The 22962-nt window shown below is 53.6% G+C and carries 22 protein-coding genes; 10 read left to right on the forward strand and 12 right to left on the reverse strand.

All coding sequences use genetic code 11. The features are described 5' to 3' along the window. Window positions 1-76: 76 nt before the first annotated feature. The 6 genes from IPG22_10160 to phoU form a co-directional block, all read right to left on the reverse strand. Complete coding sequence (locus IPG22_10160; protein ID MBK6588643.1) at window positions 77-1678, reverse strand: YbaY family lipoprotein; 1602 nt, start codon at window positions 1676-1678, stop codon at window positions 77-79. A gap of 100 nt (window positions 1679-1778) precedes the next feature. Then, window positions 1779-2162 (reverse strand): hypothetical protein, encoded by a 384-nt coding sequence (locus tag IPG22_10165; protein ID MBK6588644.1) that lies wholly within the window; start codon window positions 2160-2162, stop codon window positions 1779-1781. A 72-nt stretch (window positions 2163-2234) separates the two neighbouring features. Then, the gene (nadA, locus tag IPG22_10170) at window positions 2235-3359 is read right to left on the reverse strand and encodes a quinolinate synthase NadA (GenBank protein MBK6588645.1); all 1125 of its coding nucleotides are present in this window, start codon (window positions 3357-3359) and stop codon (window positions 2235-2237) included. Window positions 3360-3527: 168 nt separating this feature from the next. Further along, the gene (locus IPG22_10175) at window positions 3528-4607 is read right to left on the reverse strand and encodes an inorganic phosphate transporter (GenBank protein MBK6588646.1); all 1080 of its coding nucleotides are present in this window, start codon (window positions 4605-4607) and stop codon (window positions 3528-3530) included. 28 nt (window positions 4608-4635) lie between these two features. Continuing rightward, window positions 4636-5202: a DUF47 domain-containing protein gene (locus tag IPG22_10180; GenBank protein MBK6588647.1), complete on the reverse strand. Its 567-nt coding sequence runs from the start codon at window positions 5200-5202 to the stop codon at window positions 4636-4638. A gap of 133 nt (window positions 5203-5335) precedes the next feature. Then, window positions 5336-6067, reverse strand: a complete 732-nt coding sequence (gene phoU, locus IPG22_10185; protein ID MBK6588648.1) for a phosphate signaling complex protein PhoU — start codon at window positions 6065-6067, stop codon at window positions 5336-5338. Window positions 6068-6311: 244 nt separating this feature from the next. Here phoU and IPG22_10190 point away from each other — a divergent pair, with 244 nt between their 5' ends. Continuing rightward, window positions 6312-7715 (forward strand): M48 family metalloprotease, encoded by a 1404-nt coding sequence (locus tag IPG22_10190; protein ID MBK6588649.1) that lies wholly within the window; start codon window positions 6312-6314, stop codon window positions 7713-7715. 50 nt (window positions 7716-7765) lie between these two features. On the opposite strand, the gene IPG22_10195 is transcribed toward IPG22_10190, so the two are convergent. Next, window positions 7766-8113 (reverse strand): c-type cytochrome, encoded by a 348-nt coding sequence (locus IPG22_10195; GenBank protein MBK6588650.1) that lies wholly within the window; start codon window positions 8111-8113, stop codon window positions 7766-7768. Window positions 8114-8261: 148 nt separating this feature from the next. Between IPG22_10195 and IPG22_10200 the strand changes: the two genes are divergently transcribed. From IPG22_10200 to IPG22_10210, 3 genes are read left to right on the forward strand one after another with little or no spacing between them, the layout of a single operon-like run. After that, entirely contained in the window at window positions 8262-10403 is a 2142-nt protein-coding gene (locus IPG22_10200) for an ATP-dependent helicase (protein MBK6588651.1), read from the forward strand. A 40-nt stretch (window positions 10404-10443) separates the two neighbouring features. Then, window positions 10444-10716 carry a type II toxin-antitoxin system mRNA interferase toxin, RelE/StbE family gene (locus tag IPG22_10205; protein ID MBK6588652.1) on the forward strand — a complete coding sequence of 91 codons (273 nt, stop codon included), beginning with the start codon at window positions 10444-10446 and terminating at the stop codon, window positions 10714-10716. Between the two features lie 12 nt (window positions 10717-10728). Next, window positions 10729-10998 carry a helix-turn-helix transcriptional regulator gene (locus IPG22_10210; GenBank protein MBK6588653.1) on the forward strand — a complete coding sequence of 90 codons (270 nt, stop codon included), beginning with the start codon at window positions 10729-10731 and terminating at the stop codon, window positions 10996-10998. Between the two features lies 1 nt (window position 10999). On the opposite strand, the gene IPG22_10215 is transcribed toward IPG22_10210, so the two are convergent. Both IPG22_10215 and IPG22_10220 read right to left on the reverse strand, forming a co-directional pair. Next, the gene (locus IPG22_10215; protein ID MBK6588654.1) at window positions 11000-12067 is read right to left on the reverse strand and encodes an agmatine deiminase family protein; all 1068 of its coding nucleotides are present in this window, start codon (window positions 12065-12067) and stop codon (window positions 11000-11002) included. 154 nt (window positions 12068-12221) lie between these two features. Next, window positions 12222-13112: a carbon-nitrogen hydrolase gene (locus tag IPG22_10220; protein ID MBK6588655.1), complete on the reverse strand. Its 891-nt coding sequence runs from the start codon at window positions 13110-13112 to the stop codon at window positions 12222-12224. A 112-nt stretch (window positions 13113-13224) separates the two neighbouring features. Between IPG22_10220 and IPG22_10225 the strand changes: the two genes are divergently transcribed. Next, a complete protein-coding gene (locus tag IPG22_10225; GenBank protein MBK6588656.1) occupies window positions 13225-15510 on the forward strand; it encodes a TonB-dependent receptor in 2286 nt (761 codons plus the stop codon). Between the two features lie 87 nt (window positions 15511-15597). Here IPG22_10225 and IPG22_10230 read toward each other — a convergent pair whose 3' ends face one another. Continuing rightward, window positions 15598-16239: a hypothetical protein gene (locus tag IPG22_10230; protein ID MBK6588657.1), complete on the reverse strand. Its 642-nt coding sequence runs from the start codon at window positions 16237-16239 to the stop codon at window positions 15598-15600. A 72-nt stretch (window positions 16240-16311) separates the two neighbouring features. Between IPG22_10230 and IPG22_10235 the strand changes: the two genes are divergently transcribed. Next, a complete protein-coding gene (locus IPG22_10235; protein ID MBK6588658.1) occupies window positions 16312-17097 on the forward strand; it encodes a hypothetical protein in 786 nt (261 codons plus the stop codon). Between the two features lie 428 nt (window positions 17098-17525). Here the strand turns inward: IPG22_10235 and IPG22_10240 are convergent, their stop codons facing one another. After that, on the reverse strand, window positions 17526-18650 hold the full coding sequence (locus IPG22_10240) for a S8 family serine peptidase (protein MBK6588659.1): 1125 nt from the start codon (window positions 18648-18650) through the stop codon (window positions 17526-17528). A gap of 317 nt (window positions 18651-18967) precedes the next feature. Between IPG22_10240 and IPG22_10245 the strand changes: the two genes are divergently transcribed. From IPG22_10245 to IPG22_10255, 3 genes are all read left to right on the forward strand, one after another. Then, window positions 18968-19744: a patatin-like phospholipase family protein gene (locus IPG22_10245; protein ID MBK6588660.1), complete on the forward strand. Its 777-nt coding sequence runs from the start codon at window positions 18968-18970 to the stop codon at window positions 19742-19744. A 91-nt stretch (window positions 19745-19835) separates the two neighbouring features. Beyond that, window positions 19836-20297, forward strand: a complete 462-nt coding sequence (locus tag IPG22_10250; GenBank protein MBK6588661.1) for a DUF3592 domain-containing protein — start codon at window positions 19836-19838, stop codon at window positions 20295-20297. Window positions 20298-20579: 282 nt separating this feature from the next. Continuing rightward, on the forward strand, window positions 20580-20927 hold the full coding sequence (locus IPG22_10255; protein MBK6588662.1) for an RNA-binding protein: 348 nt from the start codon (window positions 20580-20582) through the stop codon (window positions 20925-20927). Between the two features lie 64 nt (window positions 20928-20991). On the opposite strand, the gene IPG22_10260 is transcribed toward IPG22_10255, so the two are convergent. Then, window positions 20992-21501, reverse strand: a complete 510-nt coding sequence (locus IPG22_10260) for a hypothetical protein (protein ID MBK6588663.1) — start codon at window positions 21499-21501, stop codon at window positions 20992-20994. A gap of 114 nt (window positions 21502-21615) precedes the next feature. Here IPG22_10260 and IPG22_10265 point away from each other — a divergent pair, with 114 nt between their 5' ends. Further along, on the forward strand, window positions 21616-22938 hold the full coding sequence (locus IPG22_10265; protein ID MBK6588664.1) for a DUF58 domain-containing protein: 1323 nt from the start codon (window positions 21616-21618) through the stop codon (window positions 22936-22938). Window positions 22939-22962: the final 24 nt, after the last annotated feature.

A 22962-nucleotide genomic window follows, 5' to 3' on the forward strand; every position in this document is an offset into this window, starting at 1 on the left:
TGGCGAAACATCCACGTTGAATGATCCGCCCTTGCTCATGCGCGGGCTTATATACCGCTTGTCGATCAGACCAAGATTAGAATCTCAAAGCCACTTCCTGTCCATCAAGCATCAGATTGACGCCCGATATCGAATTCAACCGGCGGTCGGTGTACGAGACCTCGATCTCTCCGCTCGCGTCTGCATCGCCCGAATTGGTCACCGTGATGCGAAGTCGACTTTGGTCGAAAAAGGTCAGCTTTCCGGTAAATACGGTTGAACCCACGGTCACTGTCGCCGTACCGTCAGTGGCGACGGTAACAGCGCCTCGGAGAATGAACTGGGACGGTCCCGTACCGATCTTCAGCGAACCCGCGCCAAATTTCGACAGCGAAATACTCTTACCCGTGATGACGGCAGCCTCGTCGGCTCCTGCGGCCAGGATCAGCTCGATCGTGTCGATATTCTGATTGCTGCGAAGGTTGACCGGCGTGCCATTCGCAGTGCGGAACCGAACCACACCGTTCGAACGGATCTCGGCCCGCAGCTCGTAATTCTTTTGGCGATCCAGGTCACGCTGTTCATATCGGAGTTCGAACTGGAACGGAACCTGTTTATTTGCGGTCGCAAACGTGGTTTCCGCAACTGCCGCGCCGGTCGGGTTTGCGGTATCAACAAGCCAAACCTTAACGTCCGAATTTGTAGGAAGCGTGATCCTTTGCAGATAGGTGACAGTGCCGCGGATCGTATTATTGCGAACGCCGCCTCCTTGTCCGCCTCCGCCGACCGGGACGAGGACGATCTCGACATTTTTCGGATTGCCTTGCGTGATCACCGGATAACTCGTATCTGTAATGTAGATCAGACGGCCGGCGTCGCGGATCTCGGCCTGAACGGCATAGCGGTTTCGCTCGACGATCCTTGTGCGGTCGTAGGCCATGTCGAACGAGAACGGCACCTGTTTGCCTGCGGTATCAACGCGTTGTTCGACGATCGTTATTGCCGAAGCATCTGCTCGCGAAACGTCAACGAGCTTGACGGTGAGTACCGCTGTCGCCGGAAGAGCGATCCGCTGGCGATATGTGACCGTCCCTGAAACAACATTATCCTGCGTCGAAACACCGCCATTGTCCGTATCGCAGGTCTGGACGGTGCTGACGTCGTTTGCCCTAACGAGCGTCCGGGCTCCGGCTGTGATCGAGTATGTCACGATGCTTTTCTGCGACGGGCAGCATAGCGCGTCACTCGAACGGTAGCGCGCAAATTCCGCTGTAATGCTGTCGACGCCCGTAAGGCTCGCCTGCGAAAGTGAACCGTCCGACCGCGATTCCATCGTGGTCGGCGAAAGTGAACCTGCGTAGCGTCCGTTAACAAAAACAAATGTGTTGTACAGCGAAGGCCGGCACATGCCGTCAGTTCCCGACATGGCGTTAACAACCGCTACCTGTCCGAACGTCTGAGCTGCGCCGAAAAGCGACCAACCGGCCCGCGTCACAGCGCGATCAGCAATGCTGTCCGGCTGACGGATCTGGCTCTGACACTGCGCACTGATCGCAACAAGCGTACGCGGAGCATTCGGCACGGTTCCGTTGCCGTTGTTCCAGTTATTCAATGGACGGTCGAGCCAGGACGTTTGTCCAAATGCTGCACCTGCAGTAGTTAATAGTAAAAATAAAAATATTGAAATACGTTTTTTCATAGATCCTCCGGAGAGCGAAAGCAAAATAGTGCAATTTGGGAGAGTTAAGTGTGGGATGAAATGCGGCCGTGCGGCGTTGGTAAAAATCGCCTCTATCGTTTTAGCTAGCCAAGACTCGATATTGTGTTTTGGTGCCGATTTGGTTTTTTAGAACTAACTGCTCGAGCTGCGGAAGCGAGAGATAGATCGATTCACGCGACTCGTCACCCGCCCACAACGCTTCGACCGACAATTCTTCGATTACACTCTCGCCAATTCGCGTTAGAAGAGAGGCGAGGTCCTTCAGAACCTCTGGTCGAAAGTCCCAAAACGGATGGTTCCAATCCGCATCATCGGAAAGCATGCTGCACGCGCAGCCCTCACCGAGCTCGCAGATGCTGAAAACCAAGTCACCAGAATTAAAAAACCCAGTAGTGCCATGGAGATTGAGGGCTAGCGTTGAAGTAGTGCCCTTCTCGGTAAATTCTGATACATCTGATACCAATCTGGGTGGGATCTTAACTAGTATGACAAGACACATGAATGTTGAGTTAACCACGGGCGAAAAACCCAGTCGTTATCGCTCCCGGTTCTGACCGGTCTCGGTAAAATCGATCATTCGCTTCAACGCCACATTTGCAAAATGCTTGGTTTTGTCATCGACGACGATCTCATTGACGACATTGCCGTCGACCAGATTTTCCATTGCCCAGGCGAGGTTTTGCGGGGCGATGCGGTACATGGTCGCGCACATGCAGAGGTCGTGGGCGAGCAGGCGGATCTCCTTGTCGGGGAAGCGTGCCTGCAGGCGGTTGACGAGATTTACCTCAGTGCCGATCGCCCATTTTGAACCGACGGGCGAGTTTTCGACCGTTTTGATGATGAATGAGGTCGAGCCATCAAGATCGGCGAGATCGACCACCTCTTTAGGGCATTCGGGATGAACGATGACCTGCATTCCGGGATGGTCTTCGCGGATCTTGTCGACGTGCCAGGCTTTGAATCGGCCGTGGACTGAGCAATGGCCACGCCAGAGGATGAGTTTCGCCTCGTGAAGTTGCTCTTCGGTATTGCCGCCGAGTTCCTCGTGCGGATTCCACAGCACCATTTTGTCGAGCAGAATGCCGAATTTCGAACCGGTGTTCCTACCCAGATGCTGATCGGGAAAGAAGAACATTTTGTCGAATTCCTTCAGATAGATATCGAAGAGCGGTATCGCATTCGACGATGTGCAAACGACGCCTTCGTTGCGGCCGCAGAAGGCCTTGATCTGTGCGGTCGAATTCATGTAGGTGATCGGCGCGACCTTGTTTTTAAGCACGCCGATCTCGCGAAGCTGTTCCCACGCATCCTCGACCTGATCGATCGAGGCCATATCTGCCATCGAGCATCCGGCTCCGAGGTCGGGCAGGATGACACGCTGGTGGTCTTTGCCGAGAATATCGGCAGACTCCGCCATGAAATGGACGCCGCAAAAGACGATATATTCCGCCTCGGTCTGCGAAGCCATCACTGACAGCTGGTACGAATCACCCGTCAGATCAGCGTGTTTTATCACATCGTCGCGCTGATAATGGTGGCCGAGAATGACGACACGCGGCCCGAGTTCGCGGCGTGCTTCTTCGATCCGCTCAGCGACCTCAGCGTCGGGCATGACCAGGTAATCTTCGATGACACGGGTTTGTTCGAGAACGGCTGACATACTCGAATGATTGCGCTTTTAACAGAGGTTGTGCAAGCGGCGGTGGTCGGGTCAGAACCCTCTGCGCAAGCGGATGGAACGAACCCAGAGTCGAAAAGCGCTATTGGTAAACAAATGTTGGATGAAGCCAGACAGCCTGCCGCCCGCTCACGCAGGCGGTTCTGACAGTTAGCGGCCCGTTACAGCTTTATCGATCAAATGAATTATCCCATAAGATATCGCTGCGATGATACCCGCCATCGGAATGGTGAGAACCCAGGCCCAAACGATGCGGCCCGCGACGCCCCATTTTACGGCGGAGAAGCGTTTGGCTGAGCCGACGCCGACGATGGCTCCGGTGATCGTGTGCGTGGTCGAGACAGGAATACCGAAATGGGTTGCAAAGGCGAGTGTGACCGCGCCTGCCGTCTCAGCGCAGAATCCGCCGACGGGTTGGAGCTTTGCGATCTTCGATCCCATGGTCTTGACGATACGCCAGCCGCCGGTCAGTGTGCCGAGGCCGATCGCTCCGTGTGCTGCGAGCACGACCCAAAGCGGGATATCAGGAAGCCCGGTACAAGGTGCGGTAGCCGCGAGATCTTTACAAGGAATGATGGCCGGCTGAAGAATGTTACCTGCTACGAGCACCGCTGTGATGATGCCCATTGTCTTCTGAGCATCGTTACCGCCGTGGCCGAGCGAATACGCGGCTGCGGAAAGTAGCTGGCCGACGCGAAAGCCTTTATCGACCCTCGAAACCGGCATTTTACGGAACAGCCAGTAAACCGACGTCATCAGCACGAAGCCGAGCGTCATACCGATCAGCGGTGCCCCGATGATGAAGCTGAGAGTGAGATACCAACCTGCCGGAATGATAACGCCAAATCCCCATGCTGCGGCAACTGCGGCACCTGCATAACCGCCGATCAACGCGTGCGAACTCGATGTCGGCAGGCCGAGATACCAGGTGATAAGGTTCCAGGCAATAACACCGACCAACCCGGCGAGCAGCACAAGCAAATGCTGGTCTGACGCGATGGGTTTGAGGTCGACGAGGCCGCCGCCGATCATTTTTGCAACGCCGGTGCCAAAAACAGCAAAGGCGATGAAATTGAAGAACGCCGCCCACATCACAGCAACGCCGGGCGAAAGGACGCGCGTAGAAACGACGGTAGCTATAGAGTTCGCCGCATCGTGCATGCCATTCGTGTAATCGAATATCAATGCGACGGCGATAATGAATATGACCAGAGCTGTAACGGGTTCCATAGTCTTGGTGTCTTAGATCACGAACAGCCTAGTTGTGCTTGAGAATAATGCTCTCGATGATGTTGCCGACACTCTCGCAGCGGTCGGTGCCGTTTTCGAGAATTTCGTAGATCTCCTTCCATTTGATCACCCGGATCGCGTCGGTTGAATTCTTAAAGAGATTCGCCATTGCCCGGAAATAGACATCGTCCGCATCGTTTTCGAGACGCTGGATGTCAAGCAAATGCTGCTCCATGCCTTTTGCGACTTTGAGGTAGGAGACAGCTCCATGGATCTCATGGGCCTGTTTCTGCAGTACGACCGCGAGTTCAACGGCGAAAGGATCTGACTCGCGAATGTCATACATCACAACCGCCCGAGCCGCCGCGTCAATGTAATCACAGACGTCATCGAGCGCAACCGAAAGCGTATAGATATCTTCGCGATCGAATGGCGTAATGAACGATTTGTTCAGCTTTGTCGTGATGCTGTGATTGAGTTCATCACATTCGTGCTCAATATTCTTGATCTTTTTCGACAGGACATCGAAATTCTCATATTGTCCGCTCATGAGTTCGACCAGGACAGCCGCAGCTTCCTGTATCTTTTCTGTCATTTGCGAAAATAGCGCAAAATATTTGTCTTCCTTCGGTAAAAAGCTAAAAGCCATTATTCGATGTCTCCGATACTAAGTTTTGAAATGTGAAACTAATATATTCCAACGCCAGACCCATGTCTATAGCGTTTGACTAGCGCGAACTGTGTTTTATAAATACCGCCTCGGTCAGGTATACATTCAGTTCGCAAATATCTTTTACATAATCGCCGATACGCTCAATGTGTTTCGCAACGAAGAGCAGACGCGCGGCACCATTTGCGGCAGCAGAATTTCTTGCCATCGTCTGGATCAGACCATCAAAAACGCGGCCGTAGCATTTATCGAGCGTCAGGTCTCGAGCAATGATCTCACGCGATGCGGCCGAATCTTCTGACGTGAACGCATTGAGGGCCTCGCTTAGCATTCTTGCAGCGATCTCGGCCATCATCGAAAAATCGACGTAACTGTCGATCTGCGGTTCGTTATTAAGGATTATTGCGGCTTCGGCGATGCTTGAGGCATGATCGGCGATACGCTCGAGGATCGGCGTGATCTTCGCGACCGAAACTACAAGCCGCAGGTCATGCTCGGTCGGACGCTGGGAAGCCAGAATATCAACGCACAATCGGTCGATCTCGAGCTCCATCTGATCGATCAGCTCGTCATTTGCACAAACGCTGCGTGCGAGATCCGTATCGCGCTCGGTCAGCGAGCGTACGGCCCGATCAACCGCTTCCTCGGTCTTGCCGCCAAGCAGCAGGATCTTATCGCGAAGCAGGTCGAGCTGGGCTATTTTTTCGCTGGTGTTCATCGTATCAACGGCGAAGGCGCCGAAAGATTCCGGGTATGGCTCAAACGATGACGCATGCGTATGTTCGCTCATAAAGTGCTCAGACGATTATAGTTCAGAGCCGCTGCCGGAAAGGTTACATTATACTTAACTTTTAAAAGCGGATGGGAGATTGGAGCGTATTTGTAACATCTTATTAACATTTTGATAATATCGCCCGCATCCTTTGCGGCGAACTGTCGTTACCAGTATCTCATCTTACCTGCGCCTCGTACCGCGTCATTGTGTTGAAAGCAGACGCGCATTAGAATCGTGGAAACAAGATCTCGGAGGGTTTATGAATAGACAAAATTTTGTCAAGAGAATTACCGTCGCGGCAATGGTCGCGACAATGTGGATCGTGCCTGTTGCGGCTATTGCCCAGCAGACGCAGATCGTTGCGCCGAAGAATAAATACAAGGTTTCGGAGGATGTAAAGCTCGGCAGCGAGGCCTCGCGTGAGGTCGAGAAGCAGTTTCCGCTGATCAACGATTCCGATGCCCAGGCGTATATCGAACGCGTTGGGAGCCGCCTGGTTGCCTCGATCCCGCGCCAGTTCAATGAGCCGGCATTCAATTATCGATTCAAATGGGTCAATGCGAGCGATATCAACGCATTTGCCCTGCCCGGCGGCCCAATGTACATCAACCGCGGAATGATCGAGGCAGCCAAAAATGAGGGCGAAATGGCCGGCGTCATGGCCCATGAGATCAGTCACGTAGCCCTTCGGCACGCGACCGCTCAGGCAACGAAACAGTCCAGCGCAAAGAATACATTAGGTACGATCGGCCTCATTCTGGGCGGAGCTATTCTCGGTGGCCAAGCCGGAGCGCAGGCCGGTGCAATGGCTGCTGCCGTTTGGCAAGCCAAATACAGCCGTGAATACGAATCTCAAGCCGACATGCTCGGTGCAAAGATCATGGCGGATGCCGGTTATGATCCGCGGGATCTGGCAAACATGTTTCGCACGATCGAGCAGCAAGGCGGTGGCGGCGGGCCGGAATGGATGAGCAGCCATCCGAATCCGGGCAACCGTTTTGAGGCGATCAACCGCGAAGCCCAGTATTTGCGTGTATCGGGAAATCCGATCAAGATCACCCGCGATTTCGAGCGGACACAGGCGAAATTCCGTGCTATGCCGCCCGCGAGAACAATGGCCGAGATAACCAAGAGCGGCTCTGGACAACCTACTGAAAATCCAACCGCATCCGGCAAATATTCTAATAATGTGCCGAATCCTTCGACCCGTCTTCGTGCATATTCGGGCGTAGAATGGCTGCGGATCAGTGTCCCGAGCAATTGGCAGGATTTCAGCGGCCAAGATGGATCTCAGTTTGCGCCGCAAGGTGCGTTCGGCGATCAGGGAATAACTCACGGCGTAATGGTCGGCGTCTATCAGGGCCAGGGCTCGAGCCTTCGCAGCAAGTCGCAGGCGTACGTTGACGAGACGCTGCAGGGCAATTCTTACCTGCGGCAGAATGGCAGCCTCGTTAGCCGCAATCTTGGCGGGCGAAATGGTTACACTACGCAGATGTCGGGACGTTCGCCTGTGACGGGACGAACTGAGGTCGTTACGGTTTACACTACACAGCTCAGAAACGGCCAGTTGTTCTACCTCGTGACCGTTGTTCCGAGCGATGAGTCATACAACTACAACAACGCGTTCAGAAATATCCTCAATTCTGTTCAACTTAGCGATTAAGCGAGTTAAAAAGGGAAACGCCGCCGATGGTAATCCTCGGCGGCGTTTTGTTAAAGGGTTTTAACGTAATTCGCGATCGATTTTATCTGGGCGGCGGTCAGCTTCTTCTTGAAGCCGGGCATGTCGCCCTTTCCGTTGGCGATCATCCGCGATATCTTTTCGATGCTGTCGGTGGTGCCGCTAATGTCGTCTGCCTCGAGCTTGCGGCCCTTTTCGGTATTTGAACGCCCGTCATTGCCGTGGCAGCTCGCGCAGTGCGTACGATAAAGCGAACGGGACGATTCCAGCGATTCCGCCGGCGAAGCGGCCGCGATAGCCCGTGCATTACTCGTGGAAAAAACAAAAACACCGGCGGCGGCAAAGCCCAAAACCGCTGTAACTTTCAACATCTTCTGCATTCTTTACTTCTCCTAAAAATAAGCTGAGTGCGAGTTTAAACGCAGAGTTTTTGATTGTAAAGCTTTTTTGCCGAGAAAGCCCGAGAGCGAGCACTCTCGCGGGGTGGTTCTGACTTTTTGTCATCCGTGATAATATTACGTTGCACAGATGAAAAAATACGTCGTAAAACGCGATAAGAATTCGCTGCCCGAAAAGCTCACGCGCTACCGCGCTGAACTGAATGACGAGCAGTTTGCGGTCGTAACGGCGCAGCCTAAGGCAGCCTTGGTGGTCGCGGGTGCGGGCACGGGCAAGACGCGGGCGATCACCTATCGGGTGGCGTATCTGATCGAGCACGGCGTTTCGCCGCAGCGGATTCTGCTCGCGACGTTTACTAATCGTGCCTCGAAAGAGATGCTGCGGCGGGTTGAATCGCTCACGGGTTCGCAGAACGTTCATCGCGTCTGGGGTGGGACGTTTCACCGGATCGCGAATCAGATCCTGCGGCGGCACGCGGTCAGCATCGGGTTTGATTCTAATTATTCGATCCTCGACAGCGAAGACGCGAACGATTTTATCAGCGTTTGTATCGACGAAGCCTCGATCGATACCAAAGCAAAACGCTTCCCAAAACCCGACGTCATCCAGGGCATCATCTCGTACGCAAACAACACCGACCTGCCGATCGAAAATGTCATCGTCGGAAAATACCCGTATTTCGAACCGCTTACGGATGAGATCAAACGCATCGATCTGATCTATCAAGCCCGTAAACAAGAGCGGAATGTGATGGATTACGATGATCTGCTGATCAACGTAAAACGCCTGTTGATCGAAAAAGAGGAGATCCACGCCCTTTACGCAGATCAATTCCAACACATTCTGGTCGACGAATATCAGGACACCAACCGCCTCCAAGCCGAGATCATCGACCTGCTCGCCGTCAAACACCGCAACGTCATGGTCGTCGGCGACGATGCCCAATCGATCTTCGCGTGGCGTGGTGCGGAATTTACGAATATCTACGAATTTCCCAAACGCTATCCCGAGGCCGCTCTTTACAAGCTGGAAACAAACTACCGCTCGACACCCGAGATCCTCGGCCTCGCAAACACCTCGATCTCGCACAACCGCAAGCAATTCCCAAAGATGCTGACGGCGGTCAAGCGTTCGCGTGATCTCAAACCGGCGATGGTGCCGTGCAGCGATGTCGAGCAGCAATCGGCGTTCGTAGCCTCGCGAATTTTGGAGCTTCGCGAAGAAGGAATCAATCTCGAAGACATCGCCGTCATGTACCGCTCGCATTACCATTCGATCGAGCTGCAATTGGAGCTGACGAGACGAAACATCCCATACCGCATCCAATCAGGCGTGCGGTTTTTCGAGCAGGCACATATAAAGGACGTCATCTCGTACCTGCGCGTGATCGTTAACCCGCGAGACGAACTGGCGTGGAAGCGAATATTAAAGATGGTTCCCGGCGTCGGGAATGCGACGGCCAATCGTGTGTTCGAGGCGATCGTAACGACTGGGCCACGACCGAACGAGCTTGCCATTAATCCAGCGGCCGGAAACGCTGACGCCGAAGCAGCGTCGCTGCGGGCGGGAACGCTTGCTCTCGAATCGATCCGAGCTGTTGGAGGCCGTTTTGCGGCGAGCCAGCCGTGGAAATCCTTCGTCGTCCTGCTCGAACTACTTTCAAGCCAGGAAAATCGTGACAACCCTTCGAAACAGATCGAGCTGATCCTGACCCACGGTTACGAGCAGTATTTACAGGAAAACTACGAAAACGCCGAGGCACGCATTGAGGATCTAAAAGGCCTCGGGGCGTATGCAACACGCTACAAAACGACCGACGAATTCCTCTCCGAACTCGCCCTGCTATCGACCGAGCGATTCAAAGAGCCGCAGCCGCTCGTCGGCGAAGAGATCGTCTCAGGCGGCGACGAAGACGAACTGCTCACGCTCACCAGCGTCCATCAGGCAAAGGGCCTCGAGTGGAAAGCCGTCTTCCTCATCTGGGCCGCCGAAGGCAAATTCCCTTCGCCTCGCTCGCTTCGCGAGATCGACAGCGAAGAAGAAGAACGCCGCCTCTGGTACGTCGCTATCACGCGTGCCAAGGACGAGCTTTACCTCACATATCCGCTGCTCATGACCGACTACAACCGGCAAACGGTTCTCCAAAAACCGTCCCGCTTCATCACAGAATGCCCTGCGGTTTTGTACGAGATCTGGAATCTGGAAGAGGAAGCTTCGGTATTTGATGCTCCGGTGGAGATAGGCGAGAAGAGGCATGAGTATCTGAATTAACCATTGACTTATTAAAAATGATAAGTTATTAAATAAGAAGATGTGGAAGATACTTGAGCATCGTGATATTCGAAAAGCCGCGAGGAAATTGCCTCCGCAGGTAGTTGAGAAATATGAAGTCTGGAAAGAACTTATATACCGTCATGGACCCGAGAAACTTCGTGAATTCCCGGGCTTTCACGATGAGAAACTCAAAGGCGAGCGGGAAGGTGAGCGGTCTTCACGACTTAGCCTCCAATACCGGGTCATATACTCAGTTGAGAATGACGTTGTAACCGTCTTCGTACTTGAGATCACTCCGCACAAATATTAGGAGAATTTAGTAATGAAAAACAAGGATTTTATACCCGCCGAACCGCATATCTCTTTATCTACGGGCCGTGTTATTCAGATCCTTAGAGAAATGAAAGGGTGGACGCAGCAGGAGCTGTGTAACCGTTCGGGCATCAGCATTACTAATCTGAGCCTGCTCGAAAATAACAAGGTCTCGATCGGCAAACGTCGAGGTGAGCAACTAGCAAAAGCCTTTGACGTTCATCCTGCGATCATCGTGTTTCCGGAATACGAGGCGGAATGGATCCGCAGAGCTGCGTAAATTACGCGGGTTGCTGCTGAGATAAACAATGCAGCGTTCCGAGGCCCCAGACGAGATCGACGGCGTGGATGCCGATGACTTTTCGTTTGGGGAAGAGCTCGGCGAGTCTATTTAAGGCAATGCGGTCGTTGGCGTCGTTGAAAGTTGGGACTAGGACGGATGAGTTGGTTATCAGAAAGTTTGCGTAGCTTGCCGGCAGGCGTTGGCCGCGATAGTGGAGCGGCTCGGGCATTGGCAGGAACTCGATGTTGATCTTTGAACGGTTTTGTAGGCGAAAGCCTTCGAGGCGTTCGCGGTTTTCTTCGAGTAAAGCGTAGTTGGCATCCTTTGGATTTGATTCACGACAGAGAACCACGGTTTTGGCATCGACGAAGCGGCACAGGTCGTCTATGTGACCGTGCGTGTCATCGCCTGCGATGCCTTTGTTTAGCCAGAGCACGTTCGTCGCGCCGAGGCTTTCCGCTAAAACCTGCTCAATTTCAATCTTTGATAATCCCGGATTTCGGACCTGCACTTCCTGATCCAGCAAACATTCTTCCGTGGTCAAAAGATCGCCTTTGCCATTGACGTCGATGGCACCGCCTTCGAGAACGAAGGGTTTGCCGTCGTGCTTTATCGGGAAATATTGCTTCTTAAGTTTTTTGGCGAGCTTTTTGGCTATCTCCGAATCGAGTTCGTGATCGTCGTATTTTGCCCAGGCGTTGAATTTGAATCCGGCGATCGCGGTTTCCGTCTCATTCTTTACAAAGATCGGCCCAAAATCGCGCGTCCAGCCGCGGTTCGACGGGATCTGGAAGAACTCGACCATCTCGGGCGAAACGCCGATCTTGTTCAAAATGCCGCGAGCTTTAGCCTCATGTTTCGCGTCGTTGACGATGATACGCGCCGTCTCACTCTCCGCGATCCGCCGAACGATCTCGCCGTAGACAAAATGGATCGCCGCGATCTTCCCCGGCCAATCGGAACCGTTGTGCGGCCAACCAAGCCAGACCGCCTCGTGCGGCTCCCATTCGGCGGGCATGCAAAAGCCGAGCGAGGCGGGCGAGTTTGTTAGTTCGTTTGAGGACATTATTTGACTGGAACGCAGGAGCCTTCGCCTGTAACGCCGGTTCCTCCGGCGTGACGGAGTAAATTATTTTTCAACGTGTCGAATCACCAAGATAGTCAGCGTCCTCAAAGCAGGACGCTTGCAGGCGAGGGCTCCTGCGTTCCGGCCGATGAGATCAGTCGATGAACCTCTTCGTAATATCCCCATACTCATCGATCCGCCGATCACGCAAAAACGGCCAGTGGCGGCGGATCTCCTGGATTCGGGACGGGTCGACCTCGCCATAGACGATCTGTTCGGATTCGTCGGTGGCTTCAGCGACGATGACGCCGAACGGATCGCTGAGGAAGGTGTGGCCCCAGAATTCGATTCCCGGCGTCCCGTCGATCATGATCTCGTGGCCGACGCGGTTTACACCGGCGACGTAAACTCCGTTGGCGATCGAGTGTGAACGTTGGATCGTCCGCCACGCATCTTGCTGTTGGTGGCCGAATTCAGCCTTTTCGTCAGGATGCCAGCCGATCGCCGTCGGATAAAACAAGATCTCAGCCCCGCGAAGCGCCGTCAGCCTCGCGCCTTCGGGGTACCATTGGTCCCAGCAGATCAGCGTGCCGATACGGCCGAAGTCGGTGTCGAACGCCTTAAAACCCATATCGCCCGGCGTGAAGTAAAACTTTTCATAGTATGCAGGGTCGTCCGGAATGTGCATCTTGCGATAGACGCCGGCGACCTCTTTGTGAGGTTTTATGATGACGAGGCTGTTGTGGTAGAGGCCGAGTGCTCGTTCCTCGAATATCGGGGCGATAACCGTAACGCCGAATTCGTCCGCGACCTTTGCCAACGCATTTGTCGACGGCCCCGGGATCGATTCCGCAAGGTCAAACTGGCTGTGATCCTCCGACTGGCAAAAATACATCGACCGAAACATCTCGGGCAGACAGATGATCTTTGCACCGTTCGCGGCCGCCTCGCGGACAAATTCGACTGCCTTTTTCAGGTTGGCATCGACATCCTCACCCATCGACATCTGAACAAGCCCGACCTTGTATTTCTCACGCTTTTGCATAGTGAATAGGATACATCGAGCAATAGAAAATTCAGAAGCCCGCTCGAACTGCGGGCATTCGCAACCGGTGATTTTATAATTGACCGGTTTGAATTATCATCATCCCTAAATTATGACTAAGTTGATTCTCTGGCTGATTCTGGTCCTTTCGCTAACGTGTATTGTTAGTGCTCAAAACAAAGGGTTTATCACCGGCCGCGTGGCTGAGCGATCGACCGGGCAGCCGGTTGCCGCGAGGGTTGAGATCGCTGGAGCCCAAGAGGCTCAGGCTGATGAGAAGGGCAACTACAGGCTCGAGGTTGCACAGGGCGTGTACGCGATCCGCATCTCGTACGCGGGTTTTGCGACGCTTGTGATCAACCAAGTCGGCGTGACGGCGGGGCGTGATACGGTGGTGAATGCGGAGCTGGATGTGACACTGTCGGCTGAGGTCGAGGTGCGGAGCGAGACCTTTACCGAGAATGTCGATCAGGCGGTGAGCAGCGTGACGCTTCGGCGCGAAGACCTGCGTACAACGCCGGGCAGCGGCGGCGATCCGCTGCGGGCGATCAATTCTTTGCCCGGAGTAACGGCTGCCTCGGCCGAGTTTGCCGATCTGATCGTTCGCGGCGGTACGCCGAATGAGAATCTTACCTACATCGATAATATTCCGGTCCGTGATTTCACCTATTTTACCGACCAATACGACGGGCCGCGTGGCGGGCGGGCTTCGATACTACCGCCGGATGCGTTCGACCGGGCAGAGTTTTCTGCCGGCGGTTTTGGGGCGAAATACGGCGACAAGATGTCGTCCGTGCTGGATGTCGGAATTCGCGAGGCTAATCGACGGCGTGTGCAGGGCGTGCTTTTTGCCGATTCCGGAACGATGGGCGGCAGCCTCGATGTGCCGATCGCTAAACGCGGCAGTTGGCTGTTCTCAGCCCGCCGCAGCTATATCGACGTTGCTCTCGATGTCGCCGGAATTGCTGACGCGGGCATCATCGGTTATCCGCGAACGCTCGATTTCACGAACAAATTCGTCTACGACCTGACGCCGCGAAATAAGCTGACGTTCACGGCACTCAACTTCTTCGAAACCTTCAACCAGACCGACGCTCAGGCCCAAAATATCGACCGCCGCACCGACCGTTTTCGCATGCGGCGAACGTCGCAGCGGCATATTCTCGGCACGACGCTGAGCACGACCATCAATGCCAAAACGCTCGCCCAGACGACCGTTTGGCACAATATTGCCCACAACGACGGAATGTTTTACCTTCCGTATACATCGGTCCTACAGCGCCAGCGTAACCTGCGCGATTCGCAGACCGGCGTGAAAGAAGACGTTTCGTGGATGCCGGATCAGAAGGTGCGACTCTCGTTTGGCGGTGCTCTGCAAATAGACGGGGTAAATTACTACACCTTCGAGCGGGCCGGAAATCTCTACAGCCCGCTTGAGGAAGAATACGTCGCACCGACGCGGCAGTACCGCTTTCGGCTGTCGAACAGCACGTCCGGAAATCTATACGCACAAGCCGTCGTCAATGTGACGAACCGTTTCTCTATCACACCGGGCATTCGTCTGGACCATTACGGTCTGACTGGCGAAACGCTCGCGAGCCCGCGGTTTGCGGCCCGGTTCAATGCTTCGAACACAGTCGCACTGACGTTTGCGACCGGCATTTATCGCCAGCCGCCTTCGGCTTTCCAATTTTCGCTGACGCCGCTCAACCAGGATCTGAAAACCCAATCCGCAACGCACATTATCGGCGGCGTGGAATGGATGGTTCGTGAGGACACACGCATCCGCGTCGAGGCGTTTCGCAAATCTTACAGCGATCTCGTTGTCCAGCAGGTCGGGCCAACGCCGGCTTTTGTGTCGAACGGGCGATATTTTAACTCCGGCAGCGGGACGGCGAGTGGTTTTGAGGTGTCGGTGCATCGTGCGCTGACGGGCTTTCTTACCGGGCAGGCTTCGTATGGATACGTTATATCTGACCGCAAATTGACGGCGGGCGGCCTCGAGATGCCATCCGATCTCGAACGCCCGCACCAGCTCACGCTTATCGGCATCACGAGTTTCAAGGGATTCAACATCGCCGCCAAATACCGCATCGCAAGCGGCCTGCCATACACGCGCCGAACGGCGATAACGGTCGCGGCGGGAACCTTCATCCAACGGATCGCTTCCGCATCGGATATAAACGCGCTTCGGCTGCCAAATTTCGCGAGCTTCGACCTTCGGGCCGAGCGTCGTTTCGCCTTCAAACGCGTTTCGATCTCACCGTATATCGACATTTTCAACCTTACAAACTACCGAAGCGTCGTCCAGCCAAGCTACGAATTCAACCGCCGAACCCCGCGAATGCTGGGCGAGGATAAAAGGTTGCCGATATTTGGATTCAGGTTTGAGTTTTAGCTCTTACTTTGCGTTCTTTGCGTCCTGCTTAGCGGCTTTGCGGGAAATTCGAATCAGGTTATCCGCAGAGCCAAATGATGTGGCGCTTTATTGCTCCGTTTCACTCTCAGAGAAAGGAGAAACCGTCGTCGTTGCGTAAGTGATATGGATTGTAAATCCCTTGCAATAGGCAATCGCTTGCTCATCCATATCCCAAAAGTGCCAAGCTGCAGTCGGAATTGAATATCTTTGAGTCATTGCTTTCACCAATGGAACCGGCTTGGTCGAAGCGTCAGGCCGATGGTATCCAACGATTCGAATAACCTTGGCGGCTCTAAAGGTTACCGCTTGATATTCGAAAAAGGGCTTATCATTCGGGCCCGGCCAAAGCGGACCTGCTCCCTGTCCAATTCCGATTCCAAACGTGCCGTCACGCTGATCCTGAACCGTCATTCCATATCTGACGCGGTCAAAAAGTGGTAAGTCAGCCTCTGTGAGATCACACGTCCGGACTTGGGACGAAACGGAAAGAAAACAACCGACGGTAAGAAACGCGACGAAAATGAATTTATTCAACATGCTCCAGACACGCCCTGATCCCGAATAAGAGGCAAAACTATTACGATGAAGCAAAAAATAAAGACATATAGCCGACCAGGATCCGTTTAAATTGCGGCGGTGCAGATCATGTGAAAGAAGATGTCGCCTGACGACGATCGCCGCAGAACGCACCGGCTTTGCACTGCTCAAAACATTTCGTGATAAGATGCGTAAGTGTCTAGAGGACGCTTTTAGATCTACTCACCACGCACAAATAACCTTATGAAATACTGTCCGGTCTGCAGCGAACGTTACGACGAAGAGGTGATCAGGTTTTGTACTAAGGACGGCACGCCGCTCCTCGATGAGGCACAGCCGACGTTTACCGCGATCCCGAGCGAGACGGTCGAGGATGACGATTTTGGCCAGGAGACGATCATCCGCCGCAAACCCCTTATTCCCGATGATCAGCCGATCGCGTACGATTCGCAGGGGCAATCAGAGCGGATCGTAATTCCTACTTCGGAGACGCAGACCTCTACGGTCAGGTCGCGGACGGCCCAGGGCTTCGTCGTTCCGCCTCCCCCGCCGAATACGGCGAGGACAGTGTTTTTGACGATCATCGGCACGCTTTTCGTGCTCGGCGTCGGCGTCGGTATCTTCTGGCTGCTGAAAAAAGACACCCCCGCCAACACGAACGTCAATATCAACGCCAATCAGAATACAAACCTCAATACCAATCTCGGATTCGACTCGAATTTCAATTTTAATGCGAATTTCAATACGAATTCGAATATGAACTCGAATTTCAATCTGAATTCGAATTTCAACATGAACACGAACGTGAATGCCAACGCGAACACGCGGCCTTCGCCAACGCCGACGCCAAAACCGAGCCCAACGCCGTCACCTGTTCGGACTCCAACGCCGGAATCGACCGACACGCCATCGCCCGCGAACACTCGTCCGCCCGCAAATACGCAGCCGACCCCGCTCGGAACGCCCAGAACGGGCCCGCGTCCGCCGCCGCTGACCAACCGCCCGGCGGGGAATGCGAACGGACTATAATTTTTTTAGATAAACTAGCCGGAATGAACTTGATCGACCGGGGATCTCACAGATCCTCGGTCGATCAGCTTTTTAAAGAGCTGAAAAGGTTGTTTTCTGCGTTCTCTTCATTAATACTTCCCATCGTGCCACCATCAACCCGCCCATCTCGATTTTCGATGCAAGATGCTATCGATGGCGGGCAGGTCACAAATTTTTCCGCCGTTGGTAAAGTAATTTTATGAAAAAAACCTTCGACCAATCTGCCATTTTACTCTACCAATCAGCGGGTTTTAGGGCGGCAGAGGGCGATTCACCTTTCACCAATCGCCCTGTTTTGCTCTAAAAATGTCGAAAATACGCCATATTTTGAAAAGTGTGAAACGATTCACACTTTAAAGCGGCGACAGAACCGTTTGCACAAAATTCTTCTCCCAAAAAGTGGATCTTTAGCGAAGTGAAAGAGCCGCCTCAACCGCCCGACGCGGATCGATGACGCCCCAGCCTTGGCGGTCGACCTCATATTGAGGCAGGCGTTCGGATGTTGAGATGAGGATCTTTTTGATCTGCGACGGCGTAAGGTCCGGATTGGCCTCGAGCATCTGTGCTGCAAGCGACGAGACGATCGGAGCCGAGAACGATGTGCCATCGACGTATTTGTAGTGCTTGGTGATGACGTTCTCACGGCGAATTTTCAGCAGAATGATCTGGCGAATGCTATGCACGGGCCGGTCGTGAGCTGCGTCAAGCTCGGGGTCGGTGCCGCGGTATTCGTGAATAATTCCGTGGAGCTCGTCGTCCTGAGCCTTATCGAGCTTCTCAAGCAGTGCCGCCTGCTGAGCCGTCGGTGTGTTCGGGAGTATCGGAGCGGGAACCCAGATCGATGACGCGATAACCTCAGGCTTTTGCAGCCCGTCGATCGTCGGACCATAGGACGAGCGGTACATTCCGCGTTTTGCACGATTTATCGAATTGTTGTCATCCAAACCGCCAACCGCGATCGCCGATGGAGCACTGGCGGGCGGTACGACCGGGTGATTTGGTAGATGCCCGGCATTGCCAACCGCACAAACAACCGTGATCCCGGCTGCTGAACAAGCCTCGACCGCCTGCGAAAGCGGATCGTGCAGATAGCTTAACTCTTCGTCGCCGCCGGCCGAGATATTGACGACCCTAATGTTGTATCTCTCGCGGTTTTCGAGTACCCATTCCAGGCCGTCCTGGATGTTCTGGTCGGTAATGCGGCCGGTTCGGGCGAGTTTGATGAGAACCACGTCAGCGTCAGGAGCCATTCCACGGTAGAAACCGTTCGATAGCGAGCCATTCCCGGCTGCCACGACCGAGGTCATCATCCCGTGCCAACTCGCAACGTCCGGCTGAAACAGCGACGAAAGATCGCCGTCCTGGTCGATCAGGCTTCGGTATGCGAGGATGCGGTTTCGCGGCGTGGTCAGGTCGACATGCGGATAAAAGCCCGAATCGAGAAACGCGATTGTCACGCCTTTTCCAGTAAAACGCTCGTCGGCATCCAGCCGCAGCGGCGTCGAAAGTACGTGCGAACCGTCCTTTTGCATCGCTGCGTCGGCAATGATGTGGTCCTTCGCTCGCTCAAAAAGCCTCACACATCGTGCACAAACAGCCTGAAAGTCCGCCGTATCAGGAGCATTCGCCCGGATCAGCTTTGACAGATCTTCAGGCAGCGAAACGAGCGGCACATATTCATCCTGCGTATCCCGCGAACAAACCGGGCACGCTTGCTCACCCGCCGCAATATCGGCGATCGTGCTCTGACGTGGAAAAGGGGCTGATTCGTGCAAGGTCATTTAGGGCTTTAAGTTTTCCATAATGAGTAGTTAAAATCAATTAGGTTTGTAACAGGCGGTTAATATTTATGCCCAAAAAGATCGGCCTTGCACTTTCCGGCGGCGGAGCACGCGGGTTTGCTCATATCGGTGTGCTGAAGGTACTGGTCGAGAATAATGTTCCGATCGACATGATTGCCGGAACTTCGGCCGGGTCGATCATCGGCGGTGCATTTGCGTCCGGAATGTCGATCGAGGATATCCTCGCAATGGCAGAAAAAGTGGGCTGGACGAATATGACCAGGCCATCGATGTCGCCTATTGCTATGCTGTCAAATGCACCGATGGGCCGCTTTCTTGCGAGTCATTTCCCGGTAACAAGATTCGAAGGTATAAAGATCCCTTTTGCCGCGGTCGCGTGTGACCTCCGACGCGGTGAAGAGGTCGTTTTGCGGGATAAGGGTGACATGATATTTGCGATCCAGGCAAGCTGCGCGGTTCCCGGCGTTTTTGCTCCGATGACCGATGAAAAGGGCCGCACACTCATAGACGGCGGAGCGGTATCGCTCACGCCGACCAATGCGGTAAGGCAATTAGGAGCAGACGTCGTGATAGCGGTCGATTTACTGGCCTGCGGGTCGAACTTTCTCGGAAAGCCAAGAACTGCTCTCGGGATGATTCTTCAATCCGCGTTGATATTGCTCAGTTCCTCTTCGAAAAATCAAAGCAATCAGGCGGACGTGTCGGTAGAACCCCGGATCGCCCATTTAAGGGCTGACCAGATCGGGAAAAGGGCCGAATTTATCGCTCTGGGTGAAGCGATCGCGCAAGAAAAGCTGGGCGAAATTCTTGCGGCGATTCAATGATCCTTCAGCAAAAACCAATTCTTAGTTCGGAAGTCTTCCATAACCCCGCTCACCACCTCGCCAAAATGACTGCAGGCGATAAAATAGGTTTATGGACGAACCGATACAATCAGAATTCGACGGTCACGGCTCATTACTATTAGCACGTGCTGCGGTTTTTTCAGTGCCGCTGTTCTTGCTGTTGATCGTATCGATCCTTTCAGCTCTGAACTTGGTCAAGATCATGACCTACTCCAAGTCCGTCGGGGTAATAGCGAACATTACGATCTCAACTACGCAAGGAAAAGTGCCGGCCACATTCTATGATTATGCAGTTTCATTCGAGACGGCGGCGAAGCAAAAGATCTATACGAATGTGGGCAAAACCGTTTTTATTGATGCCTATGCTAAAGGAGATCCGGTAACGGTGTTCTATACCCCGGACGATCCATTCGTAGCTTTTGTAAATCATGCAGCCACCATTTGGTTTGTGCCCATATGCCTCACCTCAGCCACAATGATATGGCTGGTTATCGGCGTGCTTTTGATCCGACCTAGTCGCCAAAAGCGATAAATAGAATGTTATTCGACCGCACACATTTGCATCTATCGATCTGGATTAATTATTATTTTCAGGTAGTCCTGCTCTCGCACATTAACGGTGATGTGCCCCCGATAACACTCAGGTTTTGTCCGACGCGTTAGAGATTTTAAGAGGGTTGGTTGTTTTTTGGTTGGAAGTAGCTCTCTTGAGACGCTCGAAGGCACGGATATCTTGGTTTCTGCTAAGAATATCTCCGATTTTCGATACTTCTTTGGATGTTCCCGCAAATCACGGGAAGAAGGTAATATTTTTATGTCAATGAAACTGTATGTAGGTAATCTTTCGTTCCAGACGTCGAGCCAGGATCTCGAAGCTTTATTCGCCGGCATCGGAGCTGTCGATTCGGCGAGCGTCGTTGAGGACCGTGAAACCGGCCGTTCACGAGGCTTCGGTTTTGTCGAAATGGCGAACCAGGCTGATGGCGAAAAAGCGATCTCGGAACTCGACGGCCAAGAATTTGCCGGACGTCAGATCAAGGTCAATGAGGCAAAACCGCGTGAAGATCGCGGCAGCCGAGGCGGCTATGGCGGGGGCGGCAATAATTATGGCGGCGGGGGCTATGGCGGGGGCGGCGGAGGCCGTCGTGAGAATCGCTGGTAGTCGTTAGAGATACCCAGAAAAGAACAATGCCCGCGAGCTTTAGAGCTGGCGGGCATTTTTGATGTTAGGGTCGCGGCCGTTTTGCCGGCTTCGGTTTGGGCGGTTCTGCAGCTGGCTGCATATATTTCGCGGCCGAAGTAATTCCGTTTACCGTTCCCGTACCTTTGATCTCGAACTGCACATTCTCTGCGATCTTGCCGTCTACATATAAGTCCACGCGGTACGTTCCGGGCGTCCATTTGCCTTCAGGGCGGCCTGTGAAATTAACGCGGTTCTGACCGGCGTTCGTCGTATATGAGGCAGTTACAACCTTTGTCTCAGGCTTGACTCCGGCAACTGCCACGGCGACAAAATTCATCTTCACAACCGTTTTCGCGGCCGAATCGAGCAACACAACACAGTAAATGGGCACGTCGGTCGTGCGGAATTCTGTGACCTGTTCCCCTGCCTTCTCCTCGCCATTGTCTCTAGCTAGGTAGACCTCTTCGATAGCGGGAGTTGCCGGTGGATCGGTTTGGCAATAAACTCCGGCTGTGAGGAGCAGGCAGATCAGGATCGTGTATAAAGCTTTCACGGTTTTTCTCCCTCGAACACCTATTTGAACCTCTATCGGGCCGAAAAGTTGTATCCGCGGTAATTATTAATTCGGCTGAGGATCGTAAGCTCGGATGATATAATCAAGCCTTCGATGCGATTTGTATTTTCACGCCGCTTTTATATTCTGCTGGCGATCGCGGCTATTCCGCTGTCGCTATCGTGGAACTTTGCCGTGCTGAGATATGGCGTATTAGCGTTTGATATTCTGCTAATTGCCGCCGCGGTGGCCGATTATTTTACCAGCCGAAGGCTTCCAGAAGGCTTTCAACTCTCCCGTGAATTCGACAAAAGATTCGCTATCCGCGATCCAACTAAGGTCAGCATTCGGATCGACAACGCCACCGAGCGGACCATACACCTGCGGATCAAAGACGAATTCCCTTCGGCAATGAAGCTCGATGAGACGCGAGAAGCGGAGTTTTCCGTTCAAGGGCAAACTACGGCGGAATTCTTCTACCATCTAACTCCAAAAAAGCGTGGCAGATATGAATTTGGGATGACAGCTGTCAGATTTTTGTCAAGGTTCGGGCTGGTGTGGTGTCAAATTTCGCTGGGCGAGGCTCAGTCGGTAAAGGTCTATCCCAATATGCGGCGGGCACGCGAAATGGAACTCAAGGCTCTCGGTGCCCGGTCATTTCTCGCGATCCAACGGAGGGCGATCCGCCGAGGCGAGGGCCGTGAATTTGAGTCGATGCGCGATTACGTTCGCGGCGATGAACTTCGCCATATCTCCTGGACGGCAACCGCAAGACGGTCAAAACTAACCACGCGCCAGTACCAGATCGAACGCGATCAGACCGTTATTATTGCCCTCGATGCCGGCCGTCTTATGACCGGACGCATTGGCGAAGAGACTAAATTCGACACTGCACTCCACGCGAGCCTCGCCTTGATGTCGGCATCGGCTCGTGCCGGTGACAACTGCGGCCTCGTTGTCTTTGGCCGTCGTATTCTCAAATACCTGCCGCCGAAACGCGGCCTGGAACACCTTGACGCCGTTCTCGAAGCGCTTCATGATATTGAGCCCGAGTTGATCGAGCCGTCGTACGCACGTGCCTTCCAGTACATCGCTTCTAATACGAAAAAACGTGCTTTCGTTGTGGTACTTACGGATCTGGTTGATAAAGATAGTTCAAAAGAACTGATAAATTCGCTCCGTTTGCTCCGTCCCAGACACTTGCCGCTCGTTGCGACCATCGGTGACCGCGACTTGAACGCCGCCGTCAGCCGATCGCCGGCGGACATCAAAGATGTCTTTACCCAATCTGCCGCCGAAGAAATGATCCACCAGCGAGAATCTGCACTCAGACTGGTTGAATCTCTTGGCGGAATGGCCCTTGATGTCACAGCGCAGACGCTCACACCCAAACTGCTCGAGGCTTATTTGAAGGTGAAGGAGCGAGGATTGCTTTAACAACTGGCACGAAAACGCTCAAAG

Source organism: Acidobacteriota bacterium, assembly GCA_016703965.1.
In the GTDB taxonomy this organism is placed as follows: Bacteria; Acidobacteriota; Blastocatellia; order Pyrinomonadales; family Pyrinomonadaceae; genus OLB17.